The sequence below is a fragment of the Streptomyces sp. NPDC058295 genome (assembly GCF_042880655.1).
Classification (GTDB): domain Bacteria; phylum Actinomycetota; class Actinomycetes; order Streptomycetales; family Streptomycetaceae; genus Streptomyces; species Streptomyces coriariae.
Genome location: NZ_JBHVYO010000037.1, coordinates 26,338 through 41,809 on the forward strand (window position 1 = coordinate 26,338; position 15,472 = coordinate 41,809).

The following is a 15,472-nucleotide window of genomic DNA, read 5'->3' on the forward strand; positions in this document are numbered from 1 at the left end:
CGGGCTACTTGACCGCGACCGGGTTGACGGGTGAGCCGACGGCTCCGGTGATGGGCAGGGGCGCGGCGGTGAGCCAGAACGCGTACCGGCCGTCCGCCGCGCAGTCGGCGGCGAGCGCGTCGAGGTCCCACATCTCCCCGATGAGCAGGCCCATGTTGGGGATGGCGACCTGGTGCAGGGGCTGGAAGGCCGCGTCGAACTCGTTCGGCCGTACCTCGAAGCCCCAGGTGTCGGTGGCGATCGCGGCGATCTCGGTGCGGTGCAGCCAGCCGGCCGTGGTGAAGGACAGGCCGGGCGAGTCGCCGCCCGCGTAGTCGCCCCAGCCCTCGCGCCGGGCCCGGGCCAGCCGTCCGGTCCGCACGACGACGATGTCCCCGCGGCCGACCGGCACGCCGTGCGCGTCGGCGGTCGCGGTGAGGTGCTCCTCGGTGATGGCGAACCCGTCGGGCAGCTCGCCGTCATCTCCGATGACTTGGCCGACGTCGAGGAGGACCCCGCGTCCCGCGACGTACGGCGCCATGTGCTCGATGCCGGTGACGAGGTCACCGTCCGAGGTGACGACCTGCTCGGCCCGCCGGCCGTTCCACGCCTTGCCGTGGTCGAAGATGTGGCCGAGCCCGTCCCACTGGGTGGAGCACTGGAGCGGCATCGCGATCACGTCGTCGGCGCCGCCGATGCCGTGCGGGAAGCCCTGGTTGCCGAGGGCGGCGTCGGTACCGGTGTCGAGCATGGTGTGCACCGGGTTGGTACGGCGCCGCCAGCCCTTCTGCGGGCCGTTCATGTCGAAGGACTGCGCGAGCGAGAAGCTGACTCCCCGGCGGACCAGCGCGGCGCCTTCGCGGCGCTTCGCCTCGTCGAGGAAGTTCAGGGTGCCCAGCACATCGCTCTCACCCCAACGGCCCCAGTTGGAACAGGACTTGGCGGCCTCGGCGATCGCACCCTCGGGGTCGTGGCGGTCCAGGCTCACGACGTCGCCTCCGCGATACAGCGGGTGCGCTGGGCGCCGAGCCCGGTGATCGAGCCGTCCATGACGTCGCCGTCGCGCAGCAGCCGTCCCCAGTGCATGCCGTTGCCGGCCGGTGAGCCGGTCAGCACCAGGTCGCCGGGCAGGAGTCGGGAGGTCTGCGAGGCGTACGACACCAGCCGGGCGATACCGAAGAGCATGTCCTTGGTGGACTCGTCCTGCATGGTCTCGCCGTTCAGCTTCAGGGTGACCCGCAGATCGCCCGGGTCGGCGATCGACGCGGTCGGCACGATCCAGGGGCCGAGCGGGGTGAAACCGGGCGCGTTCTTGCTGCGCAGCCAGTCCGTGCCGATGGCCTTCATGTCCCGGCGGAAGACGGTGGCGCGGTCGGTGAGGTCGTTGGCGATCGTGTACCCGGCGACGTGCTCCAGGGCCTCCGCCACGGACACCCGGTAGGCCGGCTTGCCGACGACGACCGCCAACTCCAGTTCCCAGTCCGGCTGTTCGGCCCAGGAGGGCAGGGCGACATCGTCGTAGGGACCGGTGATCGCGCTCGGCAGACCGATGAACACGTACGGCAGGTCCTCCGCCGCCCGCCGGTCCATGATCTCGGCGATCTCCGCCCGGGCCGCTTCCGGTGTGCGCGGGTCGTCGGGCGCGCGGTGGGCGACCTCCAGGTCGATCACGTGCTGCCGGTAGTTGGCGCCGGACTGGAAGACCTGGCGGGGCTCGACCGGGGCGTGCACCCGAAGTCCGTCGAGCGGCTGCCAGGCGCCGGTGGTGCCCGTGGCGCCGGTGGTGCCGGCGTCGGTGGCGCCGGCGTCGGTGGTGCCGGCGTCGGTGGCGCCGTCGGCCGCGAGGGTGCTCAGGCGCGGCAGCACCTCGTCCCAGCGTTCGAAGAGCCGCCGGGTCGTCAGGGCGGGGTCGCGGAAGGCGGTGCGAAGGTCCAGCACCCGCCCTTCGGGGACCACGAGGCCGGGGAAAGGAGCCTGGTCAGGGGCGGAGAGGGTGCCGAGGGCGAAGGGTCCGGAGAAGGACGCGGAAGGGGCTGCGGGTTTCACTGACATGTCCTCCTGGTTGCGATGCGACTAATCTGGCCCCACCTCCCGTAATCTGGGAAATCGATTCTTTGGATATCGATCATCCATCATATGAATAGCGCCGCCTGGGGCGGCATCGGTATGGAGGCGCTGTGTACCTGTCCGGCCTCGATCTCAACCTCGTCCTGTCCCTGCGGGCGCTGCTGGAGGAACGCAACGTCACCCGGGCCGGGCAGCGCATCGGGCTCAGCCAGCCCGCGATGAGCGCGGCCCTGGCGCGCCTGCGCCGCCACTTCGACGACGAACTGCTCTCTCGCGTCGGCGGCCAGTACGAGCTCACAGCCCTCGGGCGGGCGCTGCTCGACCGCACCGCCACCGCCTGTGACCTGCTGGAAAGGGTGTTCAGCAGCAGGGCCGAGTTCGTTCCGGGCAGCGAGGAGCACGAGTTCACCCTGCTCTCCTCCGACTACGCCGTCGCCGTGTTCGGCGCCGAACTCGCCCGGAGGGTGCACGCCGAGGCTCCCGGGGTGCGGCTGCGCTTCCAGCGGCCTCCGACCGACGTGACGGAGGAGACGGCGACCCTGCTCAGCACGGCGGACGGACTGCTGATGCCGCACGGCGTCATCAGCGGCTTCCCCGCCGTCGAACTGTTCACCGACGGCTGGGCCTTTCTCGTCGCCGAGACCAACGACGAGGTCGGCGACCGGCTGACCATGGACGACCTGGCACGGCTGCCCTGGGTCACCTATCAGCGCACCTACGACGCCCCCGCCGCCCGCCAGTTGAGCATGCTCGGCATCGAACCGCGGGTCGAGGTCTCCGTGGACAGCTTCCAGGTGCTGCCGTTCCTGGTGGCCGGCACCCGCCGGATCGCCCTGGTGCAGCAGCGCCTGGCCGAGCAGCTGCGCGGGGTGGCCGCCGTACGCGTCATGACGGCGCCGTACGAGGTGGTCCCCCTCCAGGAAGCCCTGTGGTGGCACCCGGTCCACACCCACGACGCGGCGCACATGTGGCTGCGCGACACCGCGGCCCGCGTGGGGGCGGAGCTGAGCGCGCTCGCAGCCGGCCCCCGGGCCGCATCGACCGCATCAGCCGCATCCAGGGCATGAATGATCCACATCTTCGATCTCGATAGGCCGGGGGCTAGGCAGGTCCTGCGCGGTACCTCATAGTCGTCTCAACCCGGCGCCGGAGCCGCCCCACCCACCGCCGCCGGGGCGGCGCAGGCCCCGGTGAGCCGGACCTTCGCCACGCCACGGCGATCATCGGTGCCCCCACACGCCGGCCCCGCCGAGCGCTCCGGACCCGCCCCGAGTTCCGGATCCGCCCTCTGTTTTGCCGGATCCGCCATGTGTTCCGGACCGCCATGTGTTCCGCATCGCCATGTGTACCGGATCGCCATGTGTTCCGGGCGGCCTCACCGAGACGGCCGCGCCCCCGTCCCCCTCCCGATACGCCAGGTGGAGTTCCCGCATGCCCGCACCCGTGCCCCCGCCGCCGTCCCCGCCGCTCGCCGCCGTCGAGGACGCACCGTCCGAGCAGCCCGTGTCCGGTGCCGGCCACCGGCTTCGCATCACGCTGCTGATGGCCGGCAGTTGTCTGCCCATCCTGGGCGCCGTGCTCATCGCTCCCGTCCTGCCGCGGATGCGGGACCACTTCGCCGGCACTCCCGGCGTCGAGGCGCTGGTCCCCATGGCCCTGACGATCCCGGCCCTCTCCCTGGCACTGCTCGCGCCCTTCGCCGGCGTCGTCGTCGACCGGCTCGGCCGTAAACGCCTCCTCGTGATCGCCACCGCGCTCTACGCCGTCGTCGGCACCGCACCGCTGTGGCTGGACTCCCTCGGCGCCATCGTCGCCAGCCGGGCCCTCGTCGGGGCCGTCGAAGCCGCCATCATGACCTGCTGCACCACACTGATCGGCGACTACTACTCCGGCCGGCAACGCGACCGCTACCTGGCCATGCAGACAATGTGCGCCTCGATCTCCGCAACGGCCTTCTTCGTCCTGGGCGGCGCGGCGGGATCGGCCGGCTGGCGCACACCGTTCTGGGCCTATGCGGTGAGCCTGCTCCTCGCCCCCGCCATGGCCGCCTTCCTGCCCCGCCCCCGGCCGACCGGCACCACCACCGTCCCCTCCTCCGTCGCGCCCGCCGACCCGACCACCGTCCCCGCCCCCACCCCCGCCCCCGCCGCATCCTCGGAGCCGGCCGGGCGTTCCTTCCCCTGGCGGCCGCTGGCCGGGACGTGCGCGCTCACCGTCTTCGGCGCCGTCCTCTTCTACACCGTTCAGGTGGAGATGGCCTTCCTCCTCGACGACATGGGCGTGACCGACCCCGGCACGATCGGGCTCGCCATCGCCGCCTCCAGCCTCGCGACCGTGATCGGCGCGGTCGTCTTCACCCGGCTCGGCCGCACCCCGGACGCCTGGCTGCCCGCCGTCTTCGCCCTGTGCGCGCTCGGCTTCGCGGTGATCTGGCTCGCCCCCGGCCCGGTCGTCCTGACCGTCGGCGCCATGATCAACTGCTTCGGCGGCGGCATCATGCTGCCGAGCCTGCTCACCCTCGCCCTGTCCAAGCTCGACTACGCCGACCGCGGCCGCGGCACCGGACTGTGGACGGGTTCCTTCTTCATCGGCCAGTTCGTCTGCCCGCTCGTGGTCCTCGCGCTGACCTCGGCCGTCGGCAGCCTGGCAGGAGCGCTGGGCGTACTCGCCCTCGCCGGATCCGTCGGGGCGGTCGCTCTCGGCCTCGCCGGCCGCCGGCGGGTCCCCCTCACCGCGAGCTGACGATCTTCCCGCGCGCCCGACCGGCGGGGCGCGGGTCGCCGCGGTCTCAGGGGCCGGCCGGGCCCAGCCAGGCGCCGATGCCGACGAGGGCGCCGCTCCCGTAGTCGGACTCGACGTCGTCGGCCAGGTCGGCGATGGGGACGGACCCCAGGGACGCGCGCCACGCCGACTCGGCGGAGGCCATGGCGCGGACGTGGCCCGTTTCGTCGCCGAGACGGCCGCGGGCGCACCGCTGAACGGTGTCCTCGACATCGCGGGCCCCGACCGGTACCCGCTCGACGACCTCGGCCGGCTCACCCTCACCGCCGAGAGCGACGTGCGGACCGTCGTCACCGACGACAGCGCCGGTATGTTCGCCGCGGTCGACGGTGACGTCCTCACCGCCCCGGGTGACGCCCGCATCGCCCCCACGCACTACACCGACTGGCTCTCCTGACCGCCGACGCGCCGACGGCATACAAGGCACGTCGGCGGGACCCGGTTCGTTCCCGGATCCCGCCGACTCCCCCACGCGCCGTGTGACGCCATCAGCCCTTGGCGGCAAGGTCCTTGAGTGCGATGTTGAGTTCCAGGACGTTCACCCGGGGCTCGCCGAGGAAGCCGAGGGTGCGGCCGTCGGTGTGCGCGTCGACCAGCCGCTGGACCCGGGCGACGGACAGACCGTTCCGCTCGGCGATCCGATGGACCTGGATGTCCGCGTACTGCGGGGAGATGTCCGGGTCCAGGCCCGATCCCGAGGACGTGACGGCGTCGGCGGGCACGTCGGAGGGGCGGACCTTGTGGTCGGCGGTCGAGTTGTCCTTGACGACGGCCGCCTTGGCGGCGGTCACCCAGTCGATCAAATCCTTGTTGTCCGCGGACCGGTTGGTGGCGCCGGACAGGATCAGCTTGTACCGGGTGTTGACGCTGTTGGTGCCGAGACCGTTCTGCGGGCGGCCCTGGAACCACTTCAGATCGGGTTCCGGGGTCTCCTGGCCCTCCTTGAGCGGCAGGTTGTACGACTGCCCGATGAGCGAGGAGCCGACGACCTTGCCGTCCGCCTCGATCTCGGACCCGTTCGCCTTGCTGCCGAACAGCCCTTGAGCGATGCCGGTGACGACCAGCGGGTAGAGGACACCGGTCACCAGGGTCAGCACGAGCAGGGCGCGCAGGCCCGCCCCGAGCAACCGGGCGGTGTTGGTCAGGGAGTTGTTCATGGCGTTCAGCACGCTTTCAGGAAATTACAGCCCGGGGACGAGGGAGATGAGCAGGTCGATGAGCTTGATGCCGACGAAGGGCGCGACCAGGCCGCCGATGCCGTAGATCGTCAGGTTGCGCCGCAGCATCCTGTCGGCGCTCACCGGCCGGTACCGCACGCCCCTCAGGGACAGCGGCACCAGGGCGATGATGATCAGGGCGTTGAAGATGACGGCGGACAGGATCGCGGAGTCCGGGGAGGTCAGGCCCATGATGTTGAGCTTGTCCAGGCCCGGGTAGACCGCCGCGAACAGCGCCGGGATGATCGCGAAGTACTTCGCGACGTCGTTGGCGATGGAGAACGTCGTCAACGCACCCCGGGTGATGAGGAGTTGCTTGCCGATCTCGACGATCTCGATGAGCTTGGTCGGGTCGGAGTCGAGGTCGACCATGTTGCCGGCCTCCTTCGCGGCCGACGTACCCGTGTTCATCGCCACCCCGACATCGGCCTGGGCCAACGCGGGTGCGTCGTTGGTGCCGTCGCCGGTCATCGCGACAAGCCTGCCGCCCGCCTGTTCCCGCTTGATGAGCGCCATCTTGTCCTCGGGGGTGGCCTCCGCGAGGAAGTCGTCGACACCGGCCTCCTCGGCGATCGCCTTGGCCGTCAGCGGGTTGTCGCCCGTGACCATGACGGTCTTGATGCCCATCCGGCGCAGTTCGTCGAACCGCTCCCGCATGCCTGCCTTGACGACGTCCTTGAGGTGGACGACGCCCAGCACCCTCGCTCCGTCGGCGTCCTCGACGGCCACGAGCAGCGGCGTACCGCCCGCCTCGGAGATCCGGTCGGTGAGCGCGCCGGCGTCCTGGGACGCCTCGCCGCCCCGCTCCCGGACCCAGGCGACGACCGAACCGGCGGCGCCCTTGCGGATCCTGCGCCCGTCGACGTCCACGCCCGACATCCTGGTCTGGGCGGTGAAGGCGATCCACTCGGCGCCGGACAGCTCGCCCTGGTGGCGCTCCCTCAGCCGGTACCGCTCCTTCGCCAGGACGACGACGGAGCGGCCCTCGGGCGTCTCGTCGGCCAGGGACGACAGCTGGGCGGCGTCGGCGAGTTCGGCCTCGGTGGTGCCGCGCACCGGCACGAACTCGGCGGCCCTGCGGTTGCCCAGGGTGATGGTGCCGGTCTTGTCGAGCAGCAGGGTCGAGACGTCTCCCGCGGCCTCGACGGCCCGGCCGGACATGGCCAGCACGTTGCGCTGCACCAGCCGGTCCATGCCCGCGATGCCGATCGCGGAGAGGAGCGCGCCGATCGTGGTGGGGATGAGACAGACCAGCAGCGCCACCAGCACGACCATCGTCAGGTGTGTGCCTGCGTAGTCCGCGAAGGGCGGCAGCGTCGCCACCGCCAGCAGGAAGGCGATCGTGAGCGAGGCGAGCAGGATGTTCAGCGCGATCTCGTTCGGCGTCTTCTGCCGGGCCGCGCCCTCGACCAGGCCGATCATCCGGTCGATGAAGGTCTCGCCCGGCTTCGTCGTGATCCTGACGACGATCCGGTCGGAGAGGACCTTCGTGCCACCGGTGACCGCGCTGCGGTCACCGCCGGACTCACGGATGACGGGCGCCGACTCACCGGTGATCGCCGACTCGTCGACGCTCGCGACCCCCTCGACGACGTCACCGTCACCCGGGATGACATCACCGGCCTCGCAGACGACGAGGTCGCCGATCCTCAACTCGGTTCCCGGGACGGGCTCTTCGCCGTCCCCGGCGAGCCGTCGGGCCACCGTGTCGGTCTTGGCCCTGCGCAGGGTGTCGGCCTGCGCCTTGCCCCGGCCCTCGGCGACCGCTTCCGCCAGGTTGGCGAAGACCACGGTCAGCCACAGCCAGGCGCTGATGGTCCAGCCGAACCAGTCGCCCGGATCCTTGACGGAGAAGACGGTGGTGAGCAGGGAGCCGATCCACACCACGAACATCACGGGTGACTTGACCATCACCCGCGGGTCGAGCTTGCGGAAGGCGTCCGGCAGGGACCTGACGAGTTGCCCGGGGTCGAACAGGCCCGCGCCGACACGGCCCTGGTCCTGGTGACCGGTCGGCACATCCTGGTGCGGCGCCCGCCCAGGGACGGCTGTGGGCATCGGGTCCTCTTGCTTCGTTACGTCGGTTTTCATGACGCCAGCCCTTCGGCGAGCGGTCCCAGCGCGAGCGCCGGGAAGTACGTCAGGCCGGTGATGATCAGGATCGCGCCCACCAACAGGCCGGTGAACAGAGGCTTTTCGGTACGCAGGGTGCCGGCCGTCGCCGGCACCGGCCTCTGTTCGGCGAGCGAGCCGGCCATGGCGAGCACGAACACCATCGGCAGGAAGCGGCCGAGGAGCATCGCCACGCCCAGGCTGCTGTTGAACCACTGCGTGTCCGCGTTCAGCCCGGCGAAGGCCGAGCCGTTGTTGTTGGACGCCGAGGTGTAGGCGTAGAGGATCTCGGAGAAGCCGTGCGCGCCGGAGGAGCTCATGGAGTGGCCCGGCGTGGGCAGGGCCATCGCGGCAGCGGTGAGGACGAGCACCAGGGCAGGGGTGATGAGGATGTAGCAGGCCGCGAACTTGATCTCGCGGGTGCCGATCTTCTTGCCCAGGTACTCGGGGGTCCGGCCGACCATCAGACCGGCGATGAACACCGCGATGACCGCCATGATCAGCATTCCGTACAGGCCGGAGCCGGTACCGCCGGGCGCGATCTCGCCCAGCATCATGCCGAGCATGGTGATGCCGCCGCCCAGGCCGGTGAAGGAGGAGTGGAAGGAGTCCACCGCGCCGGTCGAGGTGAGCGTGGTCGCCACCGCGAAGATCGAGGACGCGCCGACGCCGAAGCGGACCTCCTTGCCCTCGTACGCCCCGCCGGCGAGTTGCGGCGCGGGGCCGTGGTGGGCGAACTCGGTCCACATCATCAGAGCCGTGAAGCCGATCCAGATGGTGGCCATGGTCGCGAGGATCGCGTAACCCTGCCTGACCGAGCCGACCATGATGCCGAAGGTGCGGGTCAGCGCGATCGGGATCACCAGCAGCAGGAAGATCTCGAAGAGGTTGGTGAACGGGGTCGGGTTCTCGAACGGGTGGGCGGAGTTGGCGTTGAAGTAGCCGCCGCCGTTGGTGCCCAGTTCCTTGATGGCCTCCTGCGAGGCGACCGCACCGCCGTTCCACTGCTGCGAGCCGCCCATGAACCGGCCGACCTCGTGGATGCCGGAGAAGTTCTGGATGGCGCCGCAGGCGACCAGCACGATCGCGGCGACGACCGAGAGCGGCAGCAGGACACGGACGGTCCCGCGCACCAGGTCCGACCAGAAGTTGCCGAGCTCACCGGTGCGGATGGGGGTCCCCCCGCTCGAGCGAAGCCGAGAGTGGGGGAGGGCGAACCCACGCACCAGCGCCACCGCGACGGCGATGCCGACGGCCGCGGAGACGAAGTTCTGCACGGCCAGACCGGCGGTCTGCACGACGTGGCCCATGGCCTGCTCGCCGTAGTACGACTGCCAGTTGGTGTTGGTGACGAAGGACGCGGCGGTGTTGAACGCCTGGTCCGGGTCGATGGCCTGGAAACCGAGCGAGCCGGGCAGATGCCCCTGGAGCCGCTGGAGCAGGTAGAGGAAGAGGACGCCGACCGCCGAGAAGGCGAGGACACCGCGCAGATAGGCGGGCCAGCGCATCTCGGTGTCCGGGTCGGCACCGATGCCCTTGTAGATCCACTTCTCTACGCGCCAGTGCCGGTCGGAGGAGTAGACCCGGGCCAGGTAGGTGCCGAGGGGGATGTAGGCGAGCGCCAGCGCCGCTATGAGGGCCAGCAGCTGGAGCACGCCGGCGAGTACGGGACCCATGGCCGCTCAGAACCTCTCCGGGAAGATCAGGGCGAGGACCAGATAGCCCAGCAGGGCGACGGCCACGACGAGGCCGACGATGTTCTCGGCGGTCACAGCTTGGTCACCCCCTTGGCGACGAGGGCCACCAGCGCGAAGACCGCGATCGTGGTGACGACGAAGGCCAGATCGGCCATCGCGAACTCCTTGGAGAGGTTCGGAAGAGGTACGGACAGGTCGAGAGAACACCGTCCATGGCCGGAAACGACCGTCGTTGACACATCCCTGACGGGGGCGACCCCGCCTTTGACGCGGCCCTTACGGCCGACGGTCTAGGGCGGGGTCCTCAAGGGGCGCGGGCCGGGTCAGGGGAGCTCCTGCTCGGCCCAGATGATCTTTCCGTCGGCCGTGTACCTGGCGCCCCACCGGTGGGCGAGCTGCGCCACCAGAAACAGGCCGCGGCCCCCCTCGTCGGTGATCCGGGCATGCCGCAACCGTGGGGCCGTACTGCTGGCGTCGGAGACCTCGCAGGTCAGGCGCGCGTCGAGGATCAGCCGCAGCCGGATCGGGGGCGTGGCGTAGCGCACGGCGTTGGTGACCAGCTCGCTCACGATCAGCTCGGACGTCATGGCCAGCTCGGCCAGCCCCCAGGCCTCCACCTGCCGGGTGGCCCGGGCCCGGACGTCACCGACGGCGGCCGGGTCCGCCGGCACCTCCCAGGAGACGACGTGGTCGGCGCCGAGGGCGTGCGTGCGCGCCAGGAGCAGGGCGATGTCGTCGGGCTGGGGCACGGGCACGAGTTGGCGCACCGCCGAGGTGCACAGGGTCGCCAGGTCGGCGTCGGAGCGGGCCAGCACCTCGCCGAGCCGGGACATGCCCTGTTCGATGTCCCGGTCGGCCCCCTCCACGAGGCCGTCGGTGTAGAGACCGATCAGACTGTTCTCGGCGAGCTCGATCTCGGTGGCTTCGAACGCCATCCCGCCGAGCCCCAGCGGAGGCCCGGCCGGGGGCTCCGGGAACGAGACCCGCCCGTCGGGGGCGACGACGACGGGCGGCGGGTGTCCGGCCCGCGCCATCGTGCACCGCCTGGTGACCGGGTCGTAGACGGCGTACAGACAGGTCGCCCCCAGGAAGGCGGTGGCGCCCTGCTGGGCGGCCGCGTCGTGGGTCCGTTCCGCGCCGGTCCGTTCGGCGCTCAGCCGGAGCACGAGGTCGTCGAGGTGGGCCAGCAGTTCGTCGGGGGGCATCTCCATGTCGGCGAGGGTCTGCACCGCGGTGCGCAGCCGGCCCATGGTCGCCGCGGCCGCGATGCCGTGCCCCACCACGTCACCGACGACGAGTCCCACCCGGGCCCCGGACAGGGGGATCACGTCGAACCAGTCGCCGCCCACCCCGTCCGTGGCGTCCGCCGGCAGGTAGGAGGAGGCCAGCTCCAGCGCCGTTCCGCCCGCCAGGGCGTGGGGCAGCAGACTGCGCTGCAGGGTGACCGCCGCCGTGTGTTCCCGGGTGTACCGGCGGGCGTTGTCGACGCAGAGGGCCGCCCGCGCCACCAGCTCCCGGGCCAGCATCACGTCGTCGGACCGGAACGAGACGGGGTTGAGGGACCGGACGAAGGTGGCCAGACCCAGGGCCGTGTTCCGCGCCCGCATCGGCACGGAGATGAGGGAGTGCAGGCCGAACTCGCGGATGCTGACCGCCCGTTCGGGCTGTTCGGTGGTCCACAAGTCGTCTGAGGGATCGAGCACGGGGATGAGGATCGGCTCGCCGTCGATGAGCAGGTGGGCGTCGTGCGGCGGCGGCAGGAAGTCCACCCGGTCCCCGATCCGTGCCACGGCCTCCGGGCAGCCCTCGCGCACCGAGCACATTCCGGCGCGCCGCATCACCGGTCGCGCGGGCGCCGGTCCCGCGTCGGTCAGCCACGCACCGTGCCCTTCGGTGCTGAGCACCGGCTCCAGGAGGTCGACGATGACGAAGTCCGCGAATCCGGGAACGGCGAAGTCGGCGAGCTCCTGGGCCGTGCGCATCACGTCCAGGGTCGTGCCGACGCGGGTCCCGGCCTCGTTGACCAGCGACAGCAGCCGGCGGGCGTGCCATCGCTCGGTGACGTCCTGGACCATGTAGCAGACCCCGGTGACGGAGTCGTCGTCTCCCACCAGGGGGAAGAACGACGTGGAGTAGGCGTGCCGGCGGTGCGGGTCGGCCCAGCTCCACCCGAGGTACTCGTAGTCGGTGACCGGGACCCCGGTCTCCAGCACCTTGCCCATCAGTCCCTCGATGGCGACCGCCTGGAGTCCGGGCAGCAGCTCGCTGAGCCGGCGCCCCAGGCGCTGTTCGCGGGGCACACCGCCGAACCGTTCCAGCGTGTCGTTCAGCCACACATAGCGCAGCTCCAGGTCCATCACCGCCATCCCGACCGGGGAACGGGTCAGGAACCCGTCGAGGACGGACTGGCCCAGCGCCCACTGCTCGCTCCGCCTGCGCGCCGAGAGGAGAAAGCACTCGTCGTCGCCGATCCGGAAGGAGGCGGAGACCCTCAGGTCGACGTCGACGGGGCGGCCGTCGCGGTGCCGTACCGAGACGGCGCCGCTCCACCCCATCCCGGCCCGGCACCGCGCCGCGACACCGGCCACCCGTGCCGGGTCCCGGTCCATCGCCACCAGCTCCGCGACCGAGCGGCCGACGACCTGCGAAGCCGGGCGGCCGAGCAGCGCTTCCGCACCACGCGTCCAGCCGACCACGACGCCTGCCGCGGACACGATCGCCGCCGCGTCGGTGGACGCGTCGAGGACATCGCGTGGTTCCGCGGGCGTCGGAGCGTCGAAAGCATCTCGCGCAGAATCCATGGGTTCCGTCCTTTACACGACCATGGTCCTGCTTGTCCGCCCGATGCGCACGGCGCCGTCGGCTCCTCCTGCGGGGCTCCCCGAGAGCTCCCGGTTTTCGGACACGCCGAACCAGAGGCAGCATGGAGGTACAGGAGGAGGCTCCGCGATGACAGCCGAACCCACCCGGTCGGGCGGGGACGCGTACGGCGTCGAGACGCCCGCGCGCACCGGTCTGCTGGACTTGCTGAGCGTGTCCGCGATGGTCATCGACATCGACGGACGCATCGTGTTCTGGAGCCCCCAGGCGGAGGATCTCTTCGGCTACACCGCGCAGGAGGCCCTCGGCAAGTACGCGGCACGGCTGTTGATCCACCCCGAGCACCTGCAGTCCGTGGTGAGGCTCTTCGCGGAGGTGCTGGAGACCGGCCGGAGCTGGGCCGGCGCGTTCCCCATCCGGCACAAGGACGGCAGCAGCCGGCTGATGGAGTTCCGCAACATGCGGCTGCAGGACGATCTCGGGGACGTCTACGCCCTGGGCATCGCCGCCGACCACCATCTGCTCCAGCGCGTCGAGACCGATCTGGCGCTGTGCGAACGGCTGATCAACCAGTCGCCGATCGGTCTGGCCCTCCTGGACCCGGACCTGTGCTATCTCCTGGTCAACCCGGCGCTGGAACGCATCGACGGCATCCCCGCCGAGGACCATGTCGGCCGTCGGCTCAGGGAGGTGATGCCCCTTCCCGACATCGACACCATCGAGTCCGCGCTGCGGCAGGTGCTCACCACCGGCACGCCGCTGCTCGACCAGTACCACGTGGGCCGCCCGCCGACCGACCCCGACCACGAGCACGCCTGGTCCCTCTCCTTCTACCGACTGGAGGACCCGGGCGGGCGGGTGCTGGGCGCGGCCGCCTCGGTCGTCGACGTCACCGAACGGCACCGCGCCGCCGCGGAGGCCGACCGGGCCCGGCGGCGCCTCGCGCTCATCGCCGAGGCCTCCACCCGGGTCGGCACCTCGCTGGAGGTGGACCGGACCGCCCACGAACTGGCCGACATCGCCGTCCCGCAGCTCGCCGACGTCGTCGCCGTGGACATCCTGGACTCCGCCCTGGCCTGCCGCCGCTCGCGCCGGCCGGACAACGGTCCGGAGCTGTTCCGCGCCCTCGCGCTGAAGTCGTCCCACCCCACCGTGGCGCTGCGCGCCGCCGACCCGCCGGGCGACGTCGCGGCCTATGAGGGTGACCGCCTGGTCACCCTGTGCGTGCACAGCGGCCGGCCGGTCCTGGTGCGGCACGTCGGCGAGCAGGACATCCCCCGGATCGCGCGGGACGCCGAGGGCGGTGCGCTGCTGGCGCGGGCCGGGGTCCACTCGTACCTCGCCGTGCCGTTGATCGCCCACGGCGAGGTGCTCGGCGCCCTCGACCTCAAGCGCACCCGCAATCCGCTGCCGTTCGACGAGGACGACGTCATCCTGGCCAGTGAGCTGGCCGGCCGCGCCGCCGTGGCCATCGACAACGCGCGCTGGTTCCAGAGCGTGCGCAACACCGCCCTCACCCTCCAGCGCAGTCTGCTGCCCGACCACCCGCCGCATCACACCGGTCTGGAACTGGCCTCCCGCTACCAGCCCGCCCAGGCGACCAGCGAGGTCGGCGGCGACTGGTACGACGTCATCCCGCTGACCGACGACAAGACCGCGCTGGTCGTCGGGGACGTCATGGGCAACGGCATCGACGCCGCCGCCACCATGGGCCGGCTGCGCACCGCGACCTGTGCCTACGCGGACCTCGACCTAGAGCCCGGCGATGTGCTGCGGCACCTCGACAAGATCACCTGCGATCTGGAGCACTACATCGTGACCTGCCTGTACGCGGTGTACGACCCCCGTACCCGGCAGTGCCGCATCGCCAACGCGGGCCATATGCCGCCCGCGCTGTCCGGTCCCGGCCATGATCCGAGGCTGCTGGAGCTGCCCCCGGGAGCCCCGCTCGGCGTCGGCGGTGTCCCCTTCGAGACCACCACGGTCGACCTCGCCCCCGGCGATCTGCTGGTCCTGTACACGGACGGCCTCGTGGAGACCCGCCTGCACCCCATCGACGACCGCCTGGCCGTCCTGCTCACCTTCCTGGACGAGCCCGGCCGGCCCCTGGAGGAGCTCTGCGACCTGCTGCTCCACGGCCTGCGCCACCCCGACGACCACGACGACGTCGCCCTGCTCATCGCCCGGACCCCGTAGCGGGCGCGTCGGCCATGACCAGACCCGCGATGTGGGCGGTCACCGTGTCGAGGATGTCGGTCCAGGCGGTCGCGTCGCCCAGGACGAGGTAGTTGAGGGTCAGACCGTCGGTCATGGCGGCCAGATAGCGGGCCAGGACGGGGACGGGGACGCTCAGCCGGAGGTCCATGCCGCTGCGGAGCTGCTCGATGAGTTCGGTGTAGGCGTCGCCGTACAACTCGTACTGCCGCCGGGCCAGTTGTCCGAGTCCCGGCTCGCGCAGCGCGTACTGGGTGAGTTCGTAGGTGAGCATGTGCTCGTCGGGGTGGGCGCGGACGTGGTCCCAGTACGCCTGGAAGCCCGCCCGGACGGTCTCCTCGAGGGTGGCCCGGGGCCGTAGCGCGTCCTTCACGACACTCACCGAGTGGTCGGTGAGTGTCGTGATGACGGACTCGACGAGGGCCTGCTTGGAGTCGAAGCAGTAGTGGAAGACGCTCAGGGACACCCCGGCCTCGGCGGCGATGGACCGGGTGGTCGTCCTGGGGACGCCGTCCCGGGCCATCGCCCTGATCGCCGCTTCCGTCAGCTGCCGGCGCCGTTGCGCCGACGGCATCCGTGCCATGT

Annotated in this window: 13 protein-coding genes and 1 pseudogene; 4 read left to right on the forward strand and 10 right to left on the reverse strand. The window is 71.2% G+C overall.

What is annotated here, in order from left to right:
* Positions 1-4: 4 nt before the first annotated feature.
* Positions 5-967 (reverse strand): cyclase family protein, encoded by a 963-nt coding sequence (locus ACFVYS_RS31915; RefSeq protein WP_389507700.1) that lies wholly within the window; start codon positions 965-967, stop codon positions 5-7.
* Positions 964-2,031: a fumarylacetoacetate hydrolase family protein gene (locus ACFVYS_RS31920; RefSeq protein ID WP_389507702.1), complete on the reverse strand. Its 1,068-nt coding sequence runs from the start codon at positions 2,029-2,031 to the stop codon at positions 964-966. Before ACFVYS_RS31920 ends, ACFVYS_RS31915 begins: the two co-directional genes overlap by 4 nt.
* A gap of 125 nt (positions 2,032-2,156) precedes the next feature.
* Here ACFVYS_RS31920 and ACFVYS_RS31925 point away from each other — a divergent pair, with 125 nt between their 5' ends.
* Together ACFVYS_RS31925 and ACFVYS_RS31930 are read left to right on the forward strand one after the other, a co-directional pair.
* Positions 2,157-3,113 (forward strand): LysR family transcriptional regulator, encoded by a 957-nt coding sequence (locus ACFVYS_RS31925; protein WP_389507704.1) that lies wholly within the window; start codon positions 2,157-2,159, stop codon positions 3,111-3,113.
* A 364-nt stretch (positions 3,114-3,477) separates the two neighbouring features.
* On the forward strand, positions 3,478-4,788 hold the full coding sequence (locus tag ACFVYS_RS31930) for an MFS transporter (protein WP_389507706.1): 1,311 nt from the start codon (positions 3,478-3,480) through the stop codon (positions 4,786-4,788).
* A gap of 46 nt (positions 4,789-4,834) precedes the next feature.
* Here the strand turns inward: ACFVYS_RS31930 and ACFVYS_RS31935 are convergent, their stop codons facing one another.
* Positions 4,835-4,972, reverse strand: coding sequence for a hypothetical protein (locus ACFVYS_RS31935; protein WP_389507708.1), 138 nt, complete (start codon positions 4,970-4,972; stop codon positions 4,835-4,837).
* 3 nt (positions 4,973-4,975) lie between these two features.
* On the opposite strand from ACFVYS_RS31935, the pseudogene ACFVYS_RS31940 reads away from it, so the two are divergent.
* Positions 4,976-5,224: pseudogene (locus ACFVYS_RS31940) on the forward strand (LysR family transcriptional regulator); the annotation flags it as partial.
* A gap of 91 nt (positions 5,225-5,315) precedes the next feature.
* On the opposite strand, the gene ACFVYS_RS31945 reads toward ACFVYS_RS31940, so the two are convergent.
* The 6 genes from ACFVYS_RS31945 to ACFVYS_RS31970 form a co-directional block, all read right to left on the reverse strand.
* The gene (locus ACFVYS_RS31945) at positions 5,316-5,984 is read right to left on the reverse strand and encodes a potassium-transporting ATPase subunit C (RefSeq protein WP_389507776.1); all 669 of its coding nucleotides are present in this window, start codon (positions 5,982-5,984) and stop codon (positions 5,316-5,318) included.
* A gap of 24 nt (positions 5,985-6,008) precedes the next feature.
* A complete protein-coding gene (gene kdpB, locus ACFVYS_RS31950; protein ID WP_389507710.1) occupies positions 6,009-8,102 on the reverse strand; it encodes a potassium-transporting ATPase subunit KdpB in 2,094 nt (697 codons plus the stop codon).
* Positions 8,103-8,131: 29 nt separating this feature from the next.
* Positions 8,132-9,832: a potassium-transporting ATPase subunit KdpA gene (gene kdpA / locus ACFVYS_RS31955; protein ID WP_389507712.1), complete on the reverse strand. Its 1,701-nt coding sequence runs from the start codon at positions 9,830-9,832 to the stop codon at positions 8,132-8,134.
* Between the two features lie 6 nt (positions 9,833-9,838).
* A complete protein-coding gene (gene kdpF / locus ACFVYS_RS31960; RefSeq protein ID WP_016434100.1) occupies positions 9,839-9,928 on the reverse strand; it encodes a K(+)-transporting ATPase subunit F in 90 nt (29 codons plus the stop codon).
* A complete protein-coding gene (locus ACFVYS_RS31965) occupies positions 9,925-10,092 on the reverse strand; it encodes a hypothetical protein (protein ID WP_157880755.1) in 168 nt (55 codons plus the stop codon). Before ACFVYS_RS31965 ends, kdpF begins: the two co-directional genes overlap by 4 nt.
* Positions 10,093-10,176: 84 nt before the next feature.
* Positions 10,177-12,654, reverse strand: a complete 2,478-nt coding sequence (locus ACFVYS_RS31970; RefSeq protein WP_389507715.1) for a SpoIIE family protein phosphatase — start codon at positions 12,652-12,654, stop codon at positions 10,177-10,179.
* 148 nt (positions 12,655-12,802) lie between these two features.
* On the opposite strand from ACFVYS_RS31970, the gene ACFVYS_RS31975 reads away from it, so the two are divergent.
* Positions 12,803-14,869 carry a SpoIIE family protein phosphatase gene (locus ACFVYS_RS31975; protein WP_389507717.1) on the forward strand — a complete coding sequence of 689 codons (2,067 nt, stop codon included), beginning with the start codon at positions 12,803-12,805 and terminating at the stop codon, positions 14,867-14,869.
* Here the strand turns inward: ACFVYS_RS31975 and ACFVYS_RS31980 are convergent.
* Positions 14,850-15,470, reverse strand: coding sequence for a TetR/AcrR family transcriptional regulator (locus ACFVYS_RS31980; RefSeq protein WP_389507719.1), 621 nt, complete (start codon positions 15,468-15,470; stop codon positions 14,850-14,852). The two genes, ACFVYS_RS31975 and ACFVYS_RS31980, sit on opposite strands and share 20 nt — an antisense overlap.
* Between the last annotated feature and the right edge of the window lie 2 nt (positions 15,471-15,472).